The sequence below is a fragment of the Mariniradius saccharolyticus AK6 genome (assembly GCF_000330725.2).
Classification (GTDB): Bacteria; Bacteroidota; Bacteroidia; order Cytophagales; family Cyclobacteriaceae; genus Mariniradius; species Mariniradius saccharolyticus.
Map to the genome: position 1 here is coordinate 64,107 of NZ_AMZY02000006.1, position 20,507 is coordinate 84,613.

A 20,507-nucleotide genomic window follows, 5' to 3' on the forward strand; every position below is an offset into this window, starting at 1 on the left:
TTCTAAATCCGAAAAGACTTTATGAGAAACAAATGGTTGCTGATAATGGCGTTTTTCCTTGCGGGAACGGCCATGGCACAGAAGAGCCCTGAGGAATTCTTGGGCTACAAAATGGGCGATCGCTTCACGCCGCACCACCGGGTGGTGGCCTATTTTGAGCACCTCGCGGCCACCCTGCCCAACGTGAAGTTGGTTTATTATGGAGAGACCTACGAGCATCGGCCGCTTTTTGTAGCGATTGTTTCCAGCCCTGAAAACATGGCCAATTTGGAAAATATCCGCCTCGACAACCTCAAGCGGACCGGAATGGTCGAAGGCAGTCCTGCTACGCAGGTTGCCATCAACTGGATGCAATACAATGTCCACGGCAATGAGGCTGTGGCCACGGAAGCTGCGATGACGACCTTTTGGCAGGTTGCAGATCCAAAAAATACCCAGTCCAAGGAATGGTTGAAAAACCAGGTTCTCATTATCGACCCTTGTGCCAACCCTGACGGAAAGGACCGGTATACGATGTGGTACAACCAAAAGCAGAACAGCATTATGCAGCCGGACCCGCAGTCCATGGAACATGCGGAACCTTGGCCAGGCGGCAGACCCAACCATTACTTGCTTGACCTCAACCGGGATTGGGCTTGGCAGACGCAACAGGAGACCCAACAGCGTTTGGCACTTTACCATCAGTGGATGCCACACTTGTTCGTGGACTACCACGAGCAAGGTATCAACGAGCCCTTCTATTTTGCCCCGGCGGCGCAACCTTTGCACGAGCAGCTTTCGGCTTTCCAGCATGAGTTCCAAGATATTTATGGCAAAAACACCGCCAAGCATTTTGACCAAAACGGCTGGCTGTATTTCACCAAGGAGCGCTTTGACTTGCTGTATCCTTCCTACGGCGACACCTATCCCATGTACAATGGGGCAATCGGGATGACGATCGAAAAGGGCGGTTCAGGACGTGCGGGTGTTGGGATGCTTAATGCCCTTGGCGACACGGTGACGTTAAAGGAACGGATTGCCCATCAACATACGGCGGGCATCTCTGCCGTGGAAGTGACGGCGCTGAATGCAGCGAGGCTGACCGATGAGTTTGCGAAGTACTTCCAATCCAACCGCAGCAACCCGCGTGGCAAGTACAAGAGTTTCGTCATCAAAGGTGACCAAAACCCCGAAAGGCTGAAGGCGCTTTTGGCACTTTTGGACAAAAACCATATCCAATACGGCTATGCCAAGGCAGCTTCCGGTCTCAAAGGATTGGATTACAATACAGGCAAGGCCGCCACTTTTGCCGCCACTGACAAGGATATCGTCCTGAATGCCTATCAGGCAAAGTCGGTCCTGACCCAGGTGCTCTTCGAGCCCGAGGCAAAACTCCAGGACAGCATCACCTACGATATCACAAGCTGGGCTTTGCCCTATGCCTACGGCCTACAAGCGTATGCCTTGGAGACCAGGCTGGATGCAGGGAAAAAGTTTGAAAAACCCGCATTTACCCCCAATCAGGTGAACGGAACACCCGTGGCCTATTTGGCCCCTTGGTATGCCACAAATCATGCGAAGTTTTTGGCTGCTTTGCTGCAGGCGAAAGTACGCGTGAGATATGCCGAAAAGGCATTTACCATCAATGGGAAGAATTACCCATCCGGTACCTTGATCATCCACCGAAATGGCAACCAATATGTGCCCGACTTCGACAAGAAAGTCACGGACATAGCCAACAAATTTGAAATCAGTCTAGAGAGCACAGTATCGGCATATGTGGAAAAAGGCAAGGACTTTGGTTCACCCGAAGTCAGGCCGATCACCGCACCAAAAGTTGCCCTTCTTTCCGGTGCAGGGGTTTCCTCCCTCAATTTTGGGGAAATTTGGTATTTCTTTGAGCAAGAGCTCAAGTATCCTTTGACTGTATTGGATGCGGGAAGTTTGGGCGGTGCTGACCTTAGCAAGTACCAAGTCTTGATTGTGCCCTCGTCTTGGGGAGGTTCACTTTCCGACAACAACCTGAAAAAGGTGATGGAATGGGTCCGCGCAGGAGGCCGTGTCATTGCTTTTGAGAATGCCATGAATGCCTTTGCCGACAAGGAAGGCTTTGACCTCAGCAGGTATGATACAGAGGAGGAAAAAAAGGCTGCCGAAAAGACCGAAAAGGATATCCAAAATGTGGAAAGGCTGGAGCCTTATCAGGACCGTGAACGCATGGGCATCGCCACTTCTGCAGCAGGGGCTGTATACCAAGTGAAAATCGACCCCACCCATCCACTAGGTTTTGGCCTTGGGGATAAATTTTACACCCTGAAAAACAACGGCAGCCGGTTTGCTTATTTGGACAAGGGTGTCAACGTGGGTATCATTCCCGATGCCGAGGCTTATCGCTTCGGTTATATCGGCAACAAGCTCAAGCCCAAAATGCCAAAATCCATGACCTTCGGGGTGGAAAACCATGGCCGTGGACAGGTGATCTATTTCTCGGACAATCCGATTTTCCGGGCATTCTGGGAAAATGGAAAATTGCTGGTGGCCAATGCCGTGTTTTTGGTAGGGCAGTAGGAGATGAGAAGGTTAAAAAGTTATTAAGTTATAAGGTTAATGGGTTGGAGTTGATGTAGAGATAGCCTTCAGGTATTTTGAGGATCGAATTTCCAAAAGTTTTATCAACAAGAATTGTCGGGGAAGGATGGGGTTGAATCCTGTGCTTCCCCGATTTTTTTTATGGTTTTCGGAAACGGAGTGATAGGACGCAGCTGTCATTTCCCGCCCTCCTATCCCTGGCAATTTGTAATTGGCTCAATATCATTACTCACTCTCCGAGCTGGACGGGATTACCATTCCATCTTTCTCTTGTTACTTTTTTTCTTGTCAAAAAAAGTAACCAAAAAAGGACAAGAAAGTCCAATCCTAGGCTATCGCGCAAGGCCCTAGCCGGCCCGGTGGACTTTCATTCCTCCGCGCGATCGATTGAGGTAATTTGTGCAGTTTGAAGAATTGACCACCTCAGCCCCAGTTAGGCCTCACGTTAAAAACAGGCCTCAATTTGTCACCCTAGTGCCGATAGCTATCGGCAGAGGGGGCTATTACATCAGTCAGAATAGATTCCTCGTGCCTACCAATGACAAGAATCCCAACATCAATAGTTCAACCCCTTTGGGGTTGATCCAAATTTGCATCACATTCTACCCCGGGTTAAAACCCGGGGCTATTCAAGGTTCAACCCCCCGGTGGGGGTTTGAGTCTGTTGTCATCTCGTTTCTGTAAATGCCAAATTTTAAAAACTCGGAATGACAAAGGATGGCTTCACCCTTTTTCTGGCGTAGAGTTCGGGGGATAGGCTTCCCTTTTTCACCCCGATCCCGATTGATATCATGGAGAGGGGTCTTTCGGTTGCTATGGACTACGGTAGATTCCTCGTTCCTCGGAATGACGAAGGATGGCTTCACCCTTTTTCTGGCGTAGAGTTCGGGGATAAGCTTTCCTTTGTCGCACCGATCCCGATTGATATCGTGGAGAGGGCTCTTTCGGTCGCTAAGAACTGCGATAGATTCCTCGTTCCTCGGAATGACGAAGGATGGCTTCACCCTTTTTCTGGCGTAGAGTTCGGGGGATAGGCTTCCCTTTTTCACCCCGATCCCGATTGATATCGTGGAGAGGGGTATTTCGGTTGCTAAGAACTGCGATAGATTCCTTGTGCCTCGGAATGACAAAGGATGGCTTCACCCTTTTTCTGGCGCAGAGTTCGGGGGATAGGCTTTCCTTTGTCACCCCGACCCCGATTGCTATCGTGGAGAGGGGTCTTTCTGTTGCTATGGACTGCGATAGATTCCTCGTGCCTCGGAATGACAAAGGGAGGTTTGTCCTTTAGATTGAAGCCTGTTATTTTGGAATAGGTATAGAGATTCCTCGTTCCTCGGAATGACAAAGGAAGGCTTTCAGCGTACAAGTTCTGGGCAATCCCGAAAGCAGGGCGATTGATTTTTGACAGAAGGAAATTTCCCGAAAGGTTATTATTCCTAAATTCAAGCACCAACCACCAATCCCATGAAAACTTACAGATATTTACCTGCTATCGTCTTTCTGTTGCTCTTGGTTTCCTTTCCCTTGTATGCCCAAAACACCAAAGCGCTAGTCGGAGGAACCTTGATCGATGGCTTTGGAGGGCCGCCGTTGCGGAATTCCGTCATTATCATCGAAGGTGAACGTATCAAGGAAATCGGGCAAGTCGGTTCCACAGAAATTCCGGCCAATGCGGAGATCATTTCCACCGAAGGTATGTCCGTTATGCCTGGGCTTTGGGACATGCACGTGCACCTTATGATCAATGGACACAGCAATTATACCCATTGGGACAGTACCTATATCGGCGTTTTTGAATCAGTCATTATGCCCTCCTCTGCGCATCAACTCCTGATGGCGGGAGTGACCTCAGCCCGGGACCTCGGCGCACCTTTGGAAGCCAGCATCAAGGTCCGTGACCGCATCAACAAAGGCGAAATCCCCGGCCCGACGATCTATGTTTCTGGGCCATTTATCCAAAAGGCCCCCTATCCCGGTACGGAAGCTTTCCGCTGGGGTATCAACGGCGCCGCAGATGCCCGGGCCAAGGTGAAGAAACTCGTGGATGCGGGTGTGGATGTGATCAAACTGATCGACCATGACGAGATGACTTTTGAGGAAGCCAAGGCCGTGGTGGATGAAGCGCACAAATATGGCAAGCCCGTGATTGCCCATTCACACAGGCCGGACGAAATCCGCATTGGCCTCAAGATCGGCGTGGATTGTTTTGAGCATACGGGTTTGGCATCTGCCCCCGAATATCCTGCCGATATCGTGGCCATGATCAAGGAAAGGACCGCCAAGATGAATATGGGGCCGCTGTTTTGGACGCCCACGGTCGAGGGCCTTTTCAACTACGAATATACCCGCAACAACCCTGAGAAACTGGACGATCCTTCTTGGCATTTGGGTTTACCGGATTCCATCATCCGCGATATCCGGGCATCTTTGCGGTTCCCGGGCAGGATGCCCTACTTCCAACTTACACCTGTGCGCAAGCCGACTCTGGAGAAGAAGTTCAACCAACTCAAAGAATCCGGGGTGGTTATGCTGATCGGAACTGATAGCGGCATTCCGATGAAGTTCCACAGCCAAAGCACCTGGAACGAGCTGGACGTCTGGGTTAACGAGTTTGGCTATGACCCGATGCTCGCAATCAAAGCGGCAACCTATTGGCCCGCAGTAGCCATGAAGGTCGACAAGGATTACGGGACTATTTCCGAAGGAAAATACGCCGATATCATCACGGTCCGGGGAGATGTACTTCGCCATGTCGTCCTCCTGCAAAATGTCGATATGGTGATCAAGCATGGAAAAAGGGTGAGGTAGGAAAGTATTGTACGATGTACCAAGTACGAAGTACCAAGTAGAGGGAAAAGTACGAATTACGAAGTTAGAAGGACGAGCGGAAGAAAAGTACGAGGTACGAAGTTAGAAGGACGATGGGGGAAGGACGAAGGGGGAAGGACGAAGGGAGGAAAAGTACGAAGTACGAGGGTAGAAGGACGAAAGCCGCGGCTATGGACAATGGTCTTTCTACTATGGGCTAAAAAGTGAATAACGAATATAGAACGCCGAATGATGAATGTCGAATGATACCAACGCGGAAACGCTAATACACCAATAACCTAAATCACGAGGTACGAAGTTAGAAGGACGAAGTTAGAAGGACGAATGCTGGGGCGGGGTCTATTGAGAATCGACCAACTATGAGAATAACGAATATCGAACGTCGAATAATGAATGTCGAATAATACCAACCCGGAAGCAGCAATACACCAATAACTCAATAACCAATAACTAATTACTCAATAACCAAAAAAACGAGTCCACCGCTATGGTCTATGGACTATCGACTATGGACTATCCGATAACTCAATAACAAATTACCATTAACCAAACGCCTACCATGGCCAAGATCAAGACCACTTTTTTTTGTCAAAACTGCGGAGCACAGAGTCCCAAATGGATCGGGAAATGCCCTTCCTGCGGGGAATGGAATACCTATGTGGAAGAAGTGATCCAAAAGGAAGAAGTTGGACGGGGGACATGGAAAGCGAGTCCTGCCAAAGAGAAAAGGGCAGCCGTGCCGAAGCGCTTGCAGGAGATCAATTTCGAGGAACAACCAAGGACCGTTACCAAAGACGCCGAATTGGATCGCGTCTTGGGCGGGGGAATTGTGCCGGGTTCCTTGGTGCTGATCGGCGGGGAACCTGGAATCGGAAAATCTACGCTGATGCTGCAGATTGCCCTTTCCTTGCCCCAATTGAAGGTCCTCTACGTATCCGGCGAGGAAAGCGAGGCCCAAATCAAAATGCGGGCTGATCGGATGCAGCAGTTTTCCGACAACTGTTATGTACTCTCCGAGACGAATACCCAGCAGATTTTCCAGCAGATCGAGCTCTTGGAACCGGACCTTTTGGTGATCGATTCCATCCAAACTTTGCACAGCCAATACGTGGAATCCGCTGCAGGGTCCGTCTCCCAAGTCCGGGAATGTACCGCGGAGCTGATGAAATTTGCCAAGGAGACGGGGGTGCCGGTATTTCTGATTGGACATATCACCAAAGACGGCTCGATTGCGGGTCCCAAGGTATTGGAACATATGGTGGACACCGTGCTGCAATTTGAGGGGGACAGGCATTTGTCCTACCGGATTTTGAGGACTTCCAAGAACCGCTTTGGCTCGACCAATGAACTTGGCATCTACGAGATGCGGACGGATGGCTTGCGTCCCGTCGCCAATCCCTCGGAAATTCTCCTGACCCAACGGGAGGAAATTCTCAATGGCGTGGCCATCGGCGCCATGTTGGAAGGGAATCGCCCGCTGCTGATCGAAATCCAATCCCTTGTCAGTCCGGCGACATATGGTACCCCGCAGCGCAGCAGTACCGGTTTTGATTCCAAGAGGCTGAACATGCTGTTGGCCGTTTTGGAAAAGCGTGGGGGCATGCGCCTGGGACAGCAGGATGTATTCCTCAATGTCGCAGGAGGTCTTCGGGTAGATGACCCGGCTTTGGACTTGGCTGTTTGTGCCTCGCTGATTTCCTCCTATGAAGATCATCCCGTGCCAGGGGATCTGTGTTTTGCGGGCGAAGTGGGCTTGGGAGGGGAAATCAGGGCCGTCCATCGGATCGAAAACCGCATCGCCGAGGCAGAAAAGCTGGGCTTCAAGAAAATCATGGTTTCCAAGTATGCCGTAAAGGGCTTGGATCTCAAAAAATTCAAAATCCAAATCCTGCAAGTCAGCAAGATGGAGGAAGTATATCAGCGGATGTTTGGGTAGGGTAGGGCGAAACCCTTGGAGGATTGTCAAAGCGGTATCTTCTCCCCGCTTTGCGTGCCCCTGAAGTATTTATCGCCTTCGATCAGCAGTATTTCCCCGTCGATTCCTTCCTTGATATTGGAGTCCACGGCAATGATTCTTGCTCGGTGCATCGCGGTGACCCTTCGAAGCGAGGTATGTCCCACGATGATCCGCTGTACATCGAAGTATTTCAACATGCTGTCAATCGTGCTGCCATCTACCTGACCTTCCACAAAATAGCCCCTGTACCAAATAGGGCCATTTTCCCCATTGAGAAAACTGATCGTGTTGCTGAGTTGGCGGGCGGGTCGTTTTGATCCAAGTATATAATTGTAAAACAACTTGTTGGTTTTTTCATCCGTCAATTCCCTGCCCAGGTATTCCGGCGAGATACCCGCATGGACAAACAGGTAATCGTCAATCTTGACCAGCGCGGGCCGATTGCGCAGCCAATCTCCCAAGACGGAGTTTTTCCCATACATCTCCTGGATGGTGATGCCCATCAGGCGGGCACTTTGGGTGTATTTTTCATTGAGAAATCGGTTGTCCCCACTGAGGAGCATTTGTTCGTGATTGCCAGCCAGGTAATGTACTTTCCCTCCTGCTGCCGCTGCCTGAATCTCCAAATGATACACGAGCCAAAGTGCTTCCGTAACCTGGTTGCCACGCCCGGCGATATCGCCATTGACGACCAAATGCCCGGTGCCAAATGCCCAGCGATTATTGGCATCGATGACGCCATGTTGGCGCAGCAGCTTGACCATGAGGCCAAATTGCCCGTGGACATCCGATATGACAGCTACTTTTTGGACGTTGGCAAAATGCTGTAGAGGCTCCGGTTTTTCCTTCATCTTCTTTTTGATGATTTCGATACCAAAATCCCATCCTAATGAAGTCTTGAGTTTGTCGGAGCTTAGGTTTTCGGCCGTTTTCAGCTGTCCGTCTTCAATCCACTTGGCGTGCAATTTATTGTTTTTGTAGTAGAGGTAGGGCCCTTCGGAAAAACGCTGATCCGCCTGTTGGGCGAGCAAGCTTTGAGCAGCCAACATGAAAGCGAAAACAATACTGGGAACGGGGAAAAATTTCATGGCTAAACTGGGTTAAGGGCCAAAACAACCTGAAATCAAGTTAGTGCTAAATATTTGCTTATCAACCTCCTTCATGGATTTAATTGGATGTATTGCTGTAGATTAGGATTAGTAAATTCGGAAAAAACCTAGCAAACCAAGCCTAAAATTTTTCAATACCCGGCGATGGATCGGTGTATGATTGCGGTATTCGTTTTACATTTACAGGCTATGAAGAAAAAGATTGCCCTTGTTACTGGAGGCTTCACCGGCGAATCGGTGATATCCCTCAAGAGTGCTGCCGTCGTCGAAAAGAACCTCGACCATGCCCGATATGACATCTTCAAGATTCTGGTGTATCCGGGGAATTGGTACCATGAAACCAGCAACGGCGATAAAATCCCTGTCGACCTGAACGACTTTTCGATCCTATTGGGCGGGGAAAGAATCAAATTTGACGGGATCTTCAATATCCTCCACGGCTCACCGGGTGAAGACGGCAAGTTGGCGGGGTATTTTGACATGCTGGGAATTCCCTACACCACCTGCGATGCCCTGACTTCGGCGATTACCATGAACAAGGGCTATACCAAGGCTATTGTGCAGGACATTCCCGAACTGCACGTGGCAAAGTCCATGCAGCTTTTTGGGAAGCAGGTCGGACAGGCGGAAAAGATCTTGAAAAACCTCAAACTCCCCCTTTTCGTCAAGCCCAACAATGGCGGCAGCAGCATTGGGATGAGCAAGGTCAAGGAGGCTTCGGCATTGCAGGAGGCATTGGACAAGGCATTTCATGAAGATTCCCAAGTCCTCGTGGAGGAGTTTGTATCCGGTCGGGAGTTTTCGATCGGTGTCTACAAAGCCAAAGGCAGCATTACCGTCCTTCCTGCCACCGAAATCATCAGTAGCAAGGAGTTTTTTGACTTTGAGGCCAAGTATGTGCCCGGAGTTACCGAGGAAATCACGCCGGGCAGGATGTCAGGCGAGGAAGTCGCCCGCGTCAACCGCATCATTGAAAAAATCTACCAAAAGCTCAACTGCAAGGGTTCGGTGCGCGTGGATTATTTCCTCGAACACGGCAGCGGTAACTTCTATTTTATCGAGATCAATACCGTCCCCGGCCAAACAGAGACGAGTTTGATTACCCAACAGGTCAAGGCGACGGGCATGGCGATCAGGGATTTCTATACGCTGTTGATTGAGGAGATGCTGGGGACTGGGAAGTGATCTTGCGGTTCCTCCGCTTTTGTCAAGGGGTATGTGCAGGCTGCGACTTTTTTCGGCAAAACAAAACCTGATACTGTCTTATCTATTGGTTGCTGATTGTCAGCCCCTCATGTGAAAACTCGATGGTTTCGACAGCCACTTCACCGGCATCAGCATTTATGTCTGTGGAACTGATTTTTGTGGGCCATGCGTTAGCCAATGTCCACACTATGGTTGGGTTTCCACCTTCGTCGCACAATTTGATGACCACATTTTGACGTGCGATCGTGTTCATTTTGATCTCCCCGTACCATTCCCAAAAGGCATTGTCGCTCTTGAATATGCCTTTTTTCATGGTCACATTACCAATTTTGGCGATTCCGGGCATTTTGATCGTAGAGAATACTGGACTGTTTACACCTCTGTATTCTATGGGTTGGGCTTCCGCTTCCAAGCCACTTACTTCTTGAAAAAGAACGTCTTTGACACTGCCCAAATCTATTTTGAAGTAAAACTTTGGCAAAGGCCAATTGCTGTCTTGTGTTTCTCCTGCCATGATCACGAAGGATTAATATTGCCTAAGCTACCCATTTTCTCTAGGGTTTTTGCATTTGTTGTTCAAAAGTAAGCACGATGAATTCCGCAGGTTTGACGATGGCCAATTTGACAGAAACCAGCATCCTACCTTCGAGCACATCCAATCCCGTCATGGTAACACCCAATCCGATCTGAACATCAAAAGCCTCCTCGGGCGAGGCGCCGGCAAGTGCGCCTTGCTTCCATTTATTTGTCAGGAAATTGACAATCATACTCTTTACCGAAGTCCAAGTATTGGATTCATTGGGTTCAAACACATAGGCTTCCAGTGCAAGCTTGATGGATTGCTCGAACATCAATACCGTTCGCCGGACATTGATATACCTCCAATCGAGGCTGTTGCCATCGAGGGTTCTTGCACCCCAAACCAGCGTCCCTATTCCTGCAAAAGTCCTGATGGCATTGATCGATTTCCCTGAGATATGAACATTTAAGTCCTCTTGTGCTTCCTGGGAAATTTCGACGGCAGGCCGAATTACGGCATTCAGGGAGACATTGGCTGGGGATTTCCAGACTCCCACGGTATTGTCTACCATGGTGTATATTCCTGCCAATGCCGCAGCGGCGGGCAATAGATTCATCTTACCCCTCATTTCTTCCAAAATAGAGGTATATGTTGGACTGGTTGCCAACAAGCCCTTGTGCAGCTCGTCTTTCTTGCTATTTAAGAAGTCGTCGAAATCGACTTCCGCAGATTGCGAAATATGAGGTTGTTTTTTTTGAAATACTGTTCTAAAATGGGCTTCATCCTTCGGGAATTCCCTAAGCAATTTTTTGGCTTTTGGCTCTGGAAGGATTGATTCCAAATCTATTTCAGGATCAAGGTTTTTAAAACTCAGTTTCCCTTGTTGAACTATAGTAGTATGTAACCATGGATAATAGGCAGTCCCGTAGCTTAAAAAATCCGTCCCTATGCTCACTCTGAACAAATCTATCGGATCGTCTCCGCCTTTATTTTTAAACCCGTCAAAGAGGTCAAAAATCCCGATCCTGTTTTGCATCTGACTACAATGCGCCAACACCTCCCGATACACCTCATAGCAATCCTCCCCCAGTAAGACTGCCTCCGGGATAACAACCATGGTCGGTTCCTGTTCCTTTTCCAATGAGCGCAAACCCCCGTCAATAGGGTTCCCTTTTTCGTCCTTGCCCTGACCCAAAAGTTGGTCTTTTTGGATTTCCAAGGAGTCTTTGCCCTCGTAGGTACCGACTGAGACAATGTAGCAAGTACCTCCCCCATTGGCATAAAACAGCCGGATGCTGTCAAAAAAGATAAGTTGGTTATGCGGTGCAAATTTGATTGCCATTTCAGCTGCTCCCAACATCAGCTTCCTATTGTCTCCTCCTTGAGGAGATTCAAGTTTGAAAGTTGGGTGAAATCCAGCCCCAAAAAAAGCCATATAATCCGACAAAGATGTAATTCTTGTAGGTCGGTTAAGCAAGGATTTGCCGTTGTGCAACGCCTTTTCCGTGTACCCGATAAATGCGGGTACCGCCGTCGCGACTTCTACAACAGCATTCGGGAAAGCATTTTTCTCTTCTATATAAATGCCTGGAATTTTTTGGGTTTGTGCCATGATGCATTTGGGGAATCATGCTGTAAAAGCTACAAAAAATCAGACGATTAAAATCAGGTTATTTTCCTTTCCTGCGATGGGGATGGACGGGATAAAAATGGACGATAAATTCCCCCCGACTCCCTTGGACAAAGAATCGTCCTTTGGTGGTAGTTGGGTGGATCCTGGCAATGATATCAAACATTTCATTTGCCAAACATTGTTGCTTTCCACAGGGCTAAAAGACTATTATTTTCCTTGTCTGCACGCGATTCATATAAGACATGCTGACAAAAAATACGCCTGACGAATTTAGATGAATGACGGCCCCAATTGCATCTTTCGAATTGCCGGACCATATTCTCCGGCCACTTGAGTCGAAAACTGTTAAATCTCCAATGTATTCAGACCGAATATGAATACTTCTGCTCCTGGAAGGATTGGGATAAACATCAAAAAGGTCCCACTCTTCATCTTCAATTCCTGTGACAATGTTTGCCACAAAGCTCTGATTGTCTAATTGGCCAGAAAGTACATTGATCGGTATGGAAACGGGCTCGAAGGTGTATTTTTCTGATTTTGGCGTAATCACACCCGTCCAACCTTTGGGTAATTCAATCCGATAACTTCCGTCTTCCAAGGTCCTTACTTCACTTGGGAGACCTGTAAGCAGAACATCGTGGACCGGTGATTCCCGTTCGTCTTTGATATATCCTGACAAAAGGTAGGTTCCCGTTTCTTTGATAGCCACAAAAACTTGATTGAGCAAATCACTTTGAAGATTGGTAACCTGAAGACTATTGGGAACAAATGTATATCCCTCCGCCACAGGAGTAATTGACCCAGTCCAACCTTTAGGTACTTCACCAAAAAACTTTCCGGACTGGTCTACTCTGGTAGTTTCAGGGAATCCCGTTAATGTGACTCCTGGGAAAGATTGGCCGTTTTCATCATTAACTATCCCTATAATGTAAACAGAGCCAATTTTTCGAATGAGGAAGTTTTGGTCTACCAAGTCGGACCTCAAATCGACGTATAGCATCGAACCGGGATTAGATTCGTAGCCAGTCAATTCGGGAGTGATTGTACCTGTCCACCGTGCCGGCACTTCTCCGACATAGTATCCAAAATCATTGGTATACACGACCTCAGAAAAACCTGACAATGGAATCTGGGCAATAGGTTGGTTACTGACGTCGCTTACCTTGCCCGAAATGAAGTAAGTGCCCGTGTAGGTGCCGACAAAGTTTATATTTTGGGTCGGATTTCGGGCATCCTGTATAGATACAAATGCGGGACTGAACTCATAATTTCCCAAGGTCGGGGTGATCCTGCCGGACCAACCGGTGGGAACTACTACCTCGTATTCCCCATTTGAATTGCTGCGTACAATGTTGTTTTTTGCCTGAATAGTCACTCCGGTCAATGCTTTGCCTTGATCATCGGTGACTTTTCCTGAAAGAATAACCGGAGCCAATAGAGACTGATTGGTGTAATATACACGCTCGTCCAAAAGCTGAACCAAAAATATTTTGCCTGCTGATGATTCATAGTGAAAATTCCTCTCAAACCGATCCGTTTGGCTGATTCCCATTCCCTCTGTCCTCTTTACCCAATTCATGCCTTTATCTGTGGAATAGAAGGAGCCTCCCGAACTCCGAGAACTATTTACAGAACTATACCAGTCACCGTTTTTGGCGCAATGGATTTCATTTAATGTGAGGTCATCCCACCAATTACCAGCTTTGCGGACGTACCAAGGCTTCCATGGGGAATCTTGAGAAACATCATTGATATGCTTGACCAAATTCAACCGGGTTGAAAAATTGACATTGGTCCCCGCCACACTTACCACTACAGAATCCTCCGGGGTAATGCTTATGCCAAAGGAATTCAACACTTTGATGGTACCGAAATTGTCAACCAACAAAGCGGATTGTTTCCATGTCATTCCCATATCATCTGAAAAATATAATCCTCCTTTACCAGAAGTATTCTCATCCGGCAAGCTGACATAGACTCTGCCATTTTTATCGACCGCGAGTTGTTCTGCTGCGAGCAATCCGGTAGGCAGACCTGTATTTCGCGGTTCCCAAGTCTTGATATCACCCCCACTGTAGAAAACGCCATCTCCCACAAATCCTTCCTCATTTGTAAATCCACTGGCAATAAAAAAATACGTTTGGTCTTTGTTCTCTATAATTTTCCTTATCGGATAAATGGTACCCACACCTACCGAGTCCCAAGTTGATCCTTCGTTTTCAGAAAAAAAGATCTTGCCATTTCCCCCTGCGATCAAAGTCCCCGAAGAAGAAAAAAGTAGGCTTGAAATGTGGGATGAAGCTAATTTTTTCTCCCATTCAAAACCTTCATTGTGCGAAAGCCAAATGCCATCGGCAGTTCCCACCACCAATATTGAATCCTCTCTGGCTGCAAACGAGGTCTTGACCCCACCAGGAAAATCCCTTGTGGTATGCCAAAATTCTTGAGCCATTAGGGAAAATGCACTAACGAGCGCTATGATTGCGGTCAAAAAAAGTAGCTTCATAATATTGATTCCATTTTCTAATTGCACCATTTCACTTAACCTCAAGGAAATCCGGGTCGATTTTCAACTTAGAACTCCATTGGTCTTGGTTATTTTTTGATAAGGAAGATTCCCGCAATCACCAAAATGAGACCTATCCCCTTTACCCAATTGAATGGCTTTACTGGCATTCCAAATAGGCCGTAATGGTCCAATAAAAGCGAGGTCACCATTTGACCGCAAACAACGAGACCCAAAAACACGGCGATCCCAATTCTTGGTGAAGCGACGATGGTAGAAATGATATAAAATGCACCGACCAGTCCCCCCAGCCAGGCATAAGGAGGGGACTGACCGATCTGCAAAAATGATTTGTACATTGCCGAAGGGTTCGATATGCTATATACAACCAAGGCGATCGTTCCCACAGAAAAGGATATCAACGAGGACGTGATGGCATTTCCCGAAAAAGATGTCAGCTTATTGTTGAAGGCAATTTGAAGCGGCAAGACAAACCCGGCTACCAAGGCCAGTACTAAATAAATCTTGTTCATTTCTATCTTGATTTTGAGAACGATCGATTATCCAGCACCGATGCTTTCGTCATTTCCTCTTCGAATAGGACTTGTTTAAGCTTTTTATTGAATCTTCTTTTGAGTCTATTGTTAAGGAAATCTTCAGAACGCAGTACGATGAGTTCAGAATGAAGCATGTTATCGTTGACGTCATAATAGTGGACAAAGGCACGGTCACACTTAAAAGGATCATTTTCTACCACCCAATAACCCTTTGAAGGCATGTGGAGGTTACGGCTAGTCGATGCATGCAAGCAATTTGTCTCAATAGAAATGAGGATAAGGAATACGCAGATCATTGTTTTCATGATTTTTTTTAGTTTAAATGGTTTTAAAATATTCGATAGTGGAGAAGTAAATTTTTAACAGAAAGGAATTCAATAAGGCAGTGCACAGAGTACCACTTCCAGGAAACGGTCTTTCTTACCCACTCCGGTTTAATTCAATTGATGTCGGAGGAAGACGCCAAGGTTGTAAAGTGTGGAAACCTCGCTGCCCCGTTCGTCAATGTTTAAGGCGATGCCCGCCGCTGTTTTTCCAAGCAGCATCCCCGCACGGAAATTTTGGAAACTTCTGTTGTGATGTTTGGGGCCATAGTTGGTCATCAGCTGGGCTCGGGAATAAAGTCGGACCCCTTCGGCAATAGCCGGCGTATACTCCAACAACAGCATCATTTCCACTGATCCACTTTTTTGTAGATCAACCCTTGGAACTAGGAATGCCCTAAAATCACGGTTAGCATATCGGAATTGAAGGGAGGCAGACGGCGAGATGCCCGGCTTGCTGGCGTAAAATGTGCCCAGGCCAAGCTTGACAAAATCCGTCAGAGAATAAGTGATATAGGATTGGCTCATCAATTCATTCATCTCCTCCCCTTCATAAAAGGCGTGAAGCGAAGAGGTATGCATAAACCCAAACCGGGAACTACCCATACTTTTTGAAATGGTATGCTGGTAGAAGAAATTCTGTTTTCCCAGCATTGCTTCAATGGTGGCGGTTTGTGCATTTACGGCAGCAACAGCGAACACCCCAATCAAGACGACTACCCATCGGATCATAAGGGATGATTTTTAACCATTTTTCGATCCCAGGACAGCGCTCCTCCCCCAGTAATGAACAACATCACGCACATCGACAAAACGAGCACGTGGTATTCATATCCTTCGCCGGCATTAGTTCCCGACCAGTTCATATGGAATCCGTAATCGAAGTGGTAGCTGGCCATGCCGATAAAAATTCCAAATACACCCAATGCGGCAATCCGCGTCAGCGCCCCGGTAATTAGCATCAATGACCCGAAGAATTGGATACAGATGACAGCAAATGCGATAAATGCCGGAAGTCCCATATTGTCTGATAGGAACTTGATAGTGGCCTGTAATCCACTCCCTCCAAACCACCCTAGCATACTTTGGGCGCCATGAGAGAAAAGGACAATTCCGAGAGCAAAACGAATGGCTGTTGCTCCCCAATTTTCAGTTGTGTTCAAAAGTTGTGTTTTCATTTTTAGATTGTTTTTGTAGTGAGTAAATTCTTTTTTTCGGTGTAATCTTTGGACTTCGATTTAAGTTGCCTGGTAAGCTCGGCTATGCGTTGCCCAAAAAGTTCTGCAGTGTGCAGGTCTTCAGGTTCAAAAAATTCCTCATGGGAATTGCTGGACAGCGTCATCAATCCTAAATAACTGGCCATCCCATTTGGCTCGGGAAGCTGCTTACCGGCGCTGTCGTATTTAGGCATTATGCCGAGTGGAATCCATAGCATACCGTGTTGGGCTGCGAAGATGGATAAACTGGTAAGCGTATTGAGCTTATCCCCATTCGTACTGGAGGAATTAGTGAACCCTGCCGCCAATTTGTCTTTCCAAAGTTGGTTGGCCCATGCCCCACCGGTAGATTCCATAAAGAGTTTGAACTCGGCCGACACATTCCCAAAGTATGTTGGACTGCCAAAAACCAAGGTGTCAGATTCCAATAATAATTTGGGCTGCTGTATCGCCATCTTGCTGTCAAGCAAAATGACATCGTTCAACTTTTTTCTTGCACCTTCTGCAATTCGCTCGGCCACTATTTTGGTGTGTCCAAAGCCACTGTGATAAATAATTGCTACTTTCATGTCTCTATGTGCGGTTTTTCCGCCTTTTGTTCCATACAAAATTAGAGTGCGGTGAAGGGCTGGGAAATAAACTGGATTATCGTTTTTAGTTGAACTAGTTCAAGATGAAGGCAGATTTACTATTTGAGAGCATAGAAAAAGAGATAAAGCTTTCTGAGACTGACAAAGAGTTAATTGTCTCCCTTGTCAGGGAGCGGAAAATCAAGAAAGGCCAGTTTTTGTCACATGAGGGTGCTATCAGCCGTTGCACCAACTTTGTAATTGAAGGCAGTATTCGTACCTACTTTATTGATCTCAACGGACAAGAACATATTGTACAATTTGCTATCGAAGGATGGTGGATTAGTGACCTAAACAGCTTTATCATGCAGGTACCCGCTACGTTCAATGTACAGGCTATCGAAGATTCCACGGTATTGGAATTGGCATATGAAAACCTTGAACTGCTTTATGAAAAAATCCCAAAATTGGAACGCTATTTCAGGATTCTGACACAAAGGGCGTTTGTGGCTTTCCAGCAAAGGATTATTCAAAACATCAGTATGACTGCAGAGGATAGGTATTTGTCCTTTGTAAAAAAATATCCCAAAATAGAGGTGAGGATTCCGCAGAGGTTGGTAGCTTCTTACCTGGGTATTTCACCTGAATTTTTAAGTAAAATTAAAAAGCGCCTAAAGGACTCAAAGTATAATTTGAAATAGGGGTATGTAAGTCTTGATTGTATTTCAACTCTTGAAGCAAAACCCATAGACAACATCCATCAAAAAAACAAAACCCCTTCTCGGTATCGAATAGGCCCTAGGTGGTAGTTAGGTATATCGCATTTTTCACACAAGCCGGATAGAAAGCAAAAAAGCGGCCTGAGCCGCTTTCCTGGTTTGTTACAATCCAAATTCCTTTTTGACCTTGTCGACGTAGTCCAGCTTTTCCCAAGTGAAGAGTTCGACTTCGAGGGTCTTCGTGGAACCGTAGGGATTCCGGAAGGTTTTGGTGACAATCTCGTTTTTGCGTCCCATGTGGCCATAGGCGGCGGTTTCCTCATAGATGGGATTCCGCAACTTCAGGCGCTGCTCGATGGCATAGGGCCTCATGTCGAAGATCTCTCCGACTTTTTTGGCGATTTCGCCATCGGTCATGTTGACCTTGGCGGTACCGTAGGTATTGACGTAGATGCCCATCGGCTTGGCAACGCCGATGGCATAGGAAACCTGAACGAGCATTTCGTCGGCCACACCTGCCGCCACCATGTTTTTAGCGATATGGCGGGTTGCGTAAGCTGCGGAACGGTCCACTTTGGAGGGGTCTTTGCCGGAGAAGGCACCACCCCCGTGGGCACCTTTGCCACCATAGGTATCCACGATGATCTTTCTACCTGTCAAGCCGGTATCCCCATGGGGGCCTCCGATTACAAATTTCCCGGTCGGGTTGATATGGTAGGTAATCTTATCGTCGAAGAGGGCCTGAATCTCAGGCTTCAGCTTGGCTTTCAACCTAGGGATCAAAATGCCGATCATGTCTTCCTTGATCCTCGCGAGCATGGCTGTCTCTTCGGCAAAGTCATCATGCTGCGTGGAAATCACGATCGTATCGATGCGCAGTGGCTGGTTGTCATCGGAATACTCGATCGTCACCTGTGATTTGGCATCAGGACGGAGGTATTGGATATGCTTGTTTTCACGCCTCAGCGCGGCCAATTCGATCAAAATCCTGTGGGAAAGCTCCAAGGCCAAAGGCATGAAGTTGTCGGTTTCCGTTGTAGCATAGCCAAACATCATTCCCTGGTCACCGGCGCCCTGTTCCTCGGGATGAGCGCGGTCGACACCTTGGTTGATATCGGGAGATTGCTCATGGATGGCAGAGAGCACGCCGCAGGAATTGCCGTCAAACATGTATTCTCCTTTTGTGTAGCCGATGCGGTTGATCACCTGACGGGCGATCAATTGGACGTCCAAGTAGGTTTCCGACTTCACCTCGCCTGCCAAGACCACCTGACCTGTGGTAACCAAAGTCTCACAAGCGACTTTGGAACGGGGGTCAAAAGCTAAAAAATTATCGATCAAAGCATCCGAAATCTGGTCTGCGATTTTGTCCGGATGTCCTTCAGACACTGATTCTGAAGTAAATAAATATGGCATATCCTGTTGGTTTTCTTATTCGACTCGTAAAATTAGGGTTTCAGGGCGAAATAAAAAATGGAGACAGTACAAGTTTCCCTACTGGTTCGATAGGGTTTGAAACGGCTACATTTCAAAAAACAAGCCCCCAGGTCGGAGGAAGAAAGCGCCGCGCCCTGCCAATCCCACAAGAATCCTTAACTTTGCGGCATTTCCTGATTTTCCCAACATGAACGAAAGGTATATGCAGCGCGGTGTATCCGCCGCCAAAGAGGATGTCCACCGTGCTATCGCAAAGCTGGACAAAGGGCTTTTTCCCCAGGCTTTCTGCAAAATTGTAGAAGACCACCTCGGCAACGACCCTGCCTACTGCAACATCATGCATGCTGACGGGGCAGGAACCAAGTCCTCCCTTGCCTACATGTATTGGAAAGAAACCGGGGATTTGGGTGTATGGAAGGGAATTGCGCAGGATGCGATCATCATGAACATCGATGATCTATTGTGCGTCGGTGCGATCAACAATATCCTGGTTTCGTCCACGATCGGCCGAAACAAAAACCTGATTCCGGGGGAGGTGGTTGCCGCCATCATCAATGGGACTGAGGAGGTGCTTCAGTTGCTGCGGGACCATGGCGTACAGGTGACATTGACGGGAGGCGAGACCGCGGATGTGGGGGATTTGGTCCGCACCGTCATCGTGGACAGCACCGTCACCTGCAGAATGCCGCGCGCGGAGGTGATTTCCAACCATACGATCCAACCGGGCGATGTGGTCGTCGGATTGGCTTCTTTTGGACAGGCAAGGTATGAAAACGAATACAATGGCGGCATGGGCAGCAATGGGCTGACCTCTGCGAGGCATGACGTTTTTGGGAAGGTGCTGAAGACCAAATATCCCGAAAGCTTTGACCCTGCCGTCCCCGAGGCATTGGTTTACTCCGGAAAATACAATCTGACAGACAAAGCCCCCGGGCTTGCAGTGGATATGGGCAAATTGGTACTGTCACCGACAAGGACCTATGCACCGATCATGGTGGAGGTTTTCAAAAACCTACGTAAAGAAATCCACGGCTTGGTACACTGCAGCGGTGGGGCACAAACCAAAGTGTTGCATTTTGTTGAAAACGTCCATATCGTCAAGGATAATCTTTTTGACACACCGCCGCTTTTTACAATCATCCAAGAGGAAAGCAATACCGATTGGAAAGAAATGTACAAGGTATTCAATATGGGCCACCGGCTAGAGGTATATCTCCCGGAAGTCTTTGCCCAAGAAGTGATCGATATTTCAGAGTCATTCGGCGTGGACGCCAAAATCATCGGACACGTGGAGGCACATGCGGGCAAAAAAGTCAGTATCATCGGGCAACACGGCAGGTTTGAATATGCCTGAAAT

16 protein-coding genes are annotated in these 20,507 nt (G+C 47.7%); 6 read left to right on the forward strand and 10 right to left on the reverse strand.

The genetic code is table 11. The features are described 5' to 3' along the window. Positions 1-21 precede the first annotated feature (21 nt). A complete protein-coding gene (locus tag C943_RS04420; protein ID WP_008624663.1) occupies positions 22-2,547 on the forward strand; it encodes a M14 family metallopeptidase in 2,526 nt (841 codons plus the stop codon). 650 nt (positions 2,548-3,197) lie between these two features. Here C943_RS04420 and C943_RS22195 read toward each other — a convergent pair. Next, complete coding sequence (locus C943_RS22195; protein ID WP_169334602.1) at positions 3,198-3,617, reverse strand: hypothetical protein; 420 nt, start codon at positions 3,615-3,617, stop codon at positions 3,198-3,200. Positions 3,618-4,032: 415 nt separating this feature from the next. Here C943_RS22195 and C943_RS04435 point away from each other — a divergent pair, with 415 nt between their 5' ends. Beyond that, complete coding sequence (locus C943_RS04435) at positions 4,033-5,376, forward strand: amidohydrolase family protein (protein ID WP_008624683.1); 1,344 nt, start codon at positions 4,033-4,035, stop codon at positions 5,374-5,376. 580 nt (positions 5,377-5,956) lie between these two features. Continuing rightward, positions 5,957-7,333: a DNA repair protein RadA gene (gene radA, locus C943_RS04440; RefSeq protein ID WP_008624684.1), complete on the forward strand. Its 1,377-nt coding sequence runs from the start codon at positions 5,957-5,959 to the stop codon at positions 7,331-7,333. Positions 7,334-7,359: 26 nt separating this feature from the next. Here radA and C943_RS04445 read toward each other — a convergent pair whose 3' ends face one another. Continuing rightward, positions 7,360-8,442, reverse strand: a complete 1,083-nt coding sequence (locus C943_RS04445; protein ID WP_051069498.1) for a metallophosphoesterase — start codon at positions 8,440-8,442, stop codon at positions 7,360-7,362. A gap of 210 nt (positions 8,443-8,652) precedes the next feature. Here C943_RS04445 and C943_RS04450 point away from each other — a divergent pair, with 210 nt between their 5' ends. Next, positions 8,653-9,648: a D-alanine--D-alanine ligase gene (locus C943_RS04450; RefSeq protein WP_040479131.1), complete on the forward strand. Its 996-nt coding sequence runs from the start codon at positions 8,653-8,655 to the stop codon at positions 9,646-9,648. Positions 9,649-9,730: 82 nt separating this feature from the next. Here C943_RS04450 and C943_RS04455 read toward each other — a convergent pair whose 3' ends face one another. From C943_RS04455 to C943_RS04490, 7 genes are all read right to left on the reverse strand, one after another. Further along, entirely contained in the window at positions 9,731-10,183 is a 453-nt protein-coding gene (locus tag C943_RS04455; RefSeq protein ID WP_040478996.1) for a phage tail protein, read from the reverse strand. Between the two features lie 40 nt (positions 10,184-10,223). Further along, positions 10,224-11,801: a phage tail sheath family protein gene (locus C943_RS04460; RefSeq protein WP_008624689.1), complete on the reverse strand. Its 1,578-nt coding sequence runs from the start codon at positions 11,799-11,801 to the stop codon at positions 10,224-10,226. A gap of 217 nt (positions 11,802-12,018) precedes the next feature. After that, entirely contained in the window at positions 12,019-14,328 is a 2,310-nt protein-coding gene (locus C943_RS04465; RefSeq protein WP_008624693.1) for a T9SS type A sorting domain-containing protein, read from the reverse strand. An 89-nt stretch (positions 14,329-14,417) separates the two neighbouring features. Further along, entirely contained in the window at positions 14,418-14,861 is a 444-nt protein-coding gene (locus C943_RS04470) for a DMT family transporter (protein WP_040479000.1), read from the reverse strand. Positions 14,862-15,319: 458 nt separating this feature from the next. Beyond that, positions 15,320-15,940 (reverse strand): hypothetical protein, encoded by a 621-nt coding sequence (locus C943_RS04480; protein ID WP_008624703.1) that lies wholly within the window; start codon positions 15,938-15,940, stop codon positions 15,320-15,322. After that, on the reverse strand, positions 15,937-16,386 hold the full coding sequence (locus C943_RS04485; RefSeq protein WP_040479005.1) for a DoxX family protein: 450 nt from the start codon (positions 16,384-16,386) through the stop codon (positions 15,937-15,939). The genes C943_RS04480 and C943_RS04485 overlap by 4 nt, the downstream gene beginning before the upstream one ends. Positions 16,387-16,388: 2 nt before the next feature. After that, positions 16,389-16,994, reverse strand: coding sequence for a flavodoxin family protein (locus tag C943_RS04490; protein WP_008624706.1), 606 nt, complete (start codon positions 16,992-16,994; stop codon positions 16,389-16,391). Between the two features lie 104 nt (positions 16,995-17,098). Here C943_RS04490 and C943_RS04495 point away from each other — a divergent pair, with 104 nt between their 5' ends. After that, positions 17,099-17,695, forward strand: coding sequence for a Crp/Fnr family transcriptional regulator (locus tag C943_RS04495; RefSeq protein ID WP_008624707.1), 597 nt, complete (start codon positions 17,099-17,101; stop codon positions 17,693-17,695). A gap of 180 nt (positions 17,696-17,875) precedes the next feature. Here C943_RS04495 and metK read toward each other — a convergent pair whose 3' ends face one another. Beyond that, entirely contained in the window at positions 17,876-19,129 is a 1,254-nt protein-coding gene (gene metK, locus C943_RS04500) for a methionine adenosyltransferase (RefSeq protein WP_008624708.1), read from the reverse strand. A gap of 208 nt (positions 19,130-19,337) precedes the next feature. Here metK and C943_RS04505 point away from each other — a divergent pair, with 208 nt between their 5' ends. Continuing rightward, positions 19,338-20,504 (forward strand): AIR synthase related protein, encoded by a 1,167-nt coding sequence (locus C943_RS04505; protein ID WP_008624709.1) that lies wholly within the window; start codon positions 19,338-19,340, stop codon positions 20,502-20,504. Positions 20,505-20,507 lie beyond the last annotated feature (3 nt).

Excerpts from the sequence above, each read along its gene's own strand:
- C943_RS04460 (WP_008624689.1), bottom strand. The coding sequence starts at position 11,801 with ATGGCACAAACCCAAAAAATTCCAGGCATTTATATAGAAGAGAAAAAT.
- C943_RS04445 (WP_051069498.1), bottom strand. The coding sequence starts at position 8,442 with ATGAAATTTTTCCCCGTTCCCAGTATTGTTTTCGCTTTCATGTTGGCT.
- C943_RS04485 (WP_040479005.1), bottom strand. The coding sequence starts at position 16,386 with ATGAAAACACAACTTTTGAACACAACTGAAAATTGGGGAGCAACAGCC.
- C943_RS04420 (WP_008624663.1), top strand. The coding sequence starts at position 22 with ATGAGAAACAAATGGTTGCTGATAATGGCGTTTTTCCTTGCGGGAACG.
- metK (WP_008624708.1), bottom strand. The coding sequence starts at position 19,129 with ATGCCATATTTATTTACTTCAGAATCAGTGTCTGAAGGACATCCGGAC.
- C943_RS04450 (WP_040479131.1), top strand. The coding sequence starts at position 8,653 with ATGAAGAAAAAGATTGCCCTTGTTACTGGAGGCTTCACCGGCGAATCG.
- C943_RS04480 (WP_008624703.1), bottom strand. The coding sequence starts at position 15,940 with ATGATCCGATGGGTAGTCGTCTTGATTGGGGTGTTCGCTGTTGCTGCC.
- C943_RS04505 (WP_008624709.1), top strand. The coding sequence starts at position 19,338 with ATGAACGAAAGGTATATGCAGCGCGGTGTATCCGCCGCCAAAGAGGAT.
- C943_RS04455 (WP_040478996.1), bottom strand. The coding sequence starts at position 10,183 with ATGGCAGGAGAAACACAAGACAGCAATTGGCCTTTGCCAAAGTTTTAC.
- C943_RS04470 (WP_040479000.1), bottom strand. The coding sequence starts at position 14,861 with ATGAACAAGATTTATTTAGTACTGGCCTTGGTAGCCGGGTTTGTCTTG.
- C943_RS04465 (WP_008624693.1), bottom strand. The coding sequence starts at position 14,328 with ATGAAGCTACTTTTTTTGACCGCAATCATAGCGCTCGTTAGTGCATTT.
- C943_RS04435 (WP_008624683.1), top strand. The coding sequence starts at position 4,033 with ATGAAAACTTACAGATATTTACCTGCTATCGTCTTTCTGTTGCTCTTG.
- C943_RS04495 (WP_008624707.1), top strand. The coding sequence starts at position 17,099 with ATGAAGGCAGATTTACTATTTGAGAGCATAGAAAAAGAGATAAAGCTT.
- radA (WP_008624684.1), top strand. The coding sequence starts at position 5,957 with ATGGCCAAGATCAAGACCACTTTTTTTTGTCAAAACTGCGGAGCACAG.
- C943_RS04490 (WP_008624706.1), bottom strand. The coding sequence starts at position 16,994 with ATGAAAGTAGCAATTATTTATCACAGTGGCTTTGGACACACCAAAATA.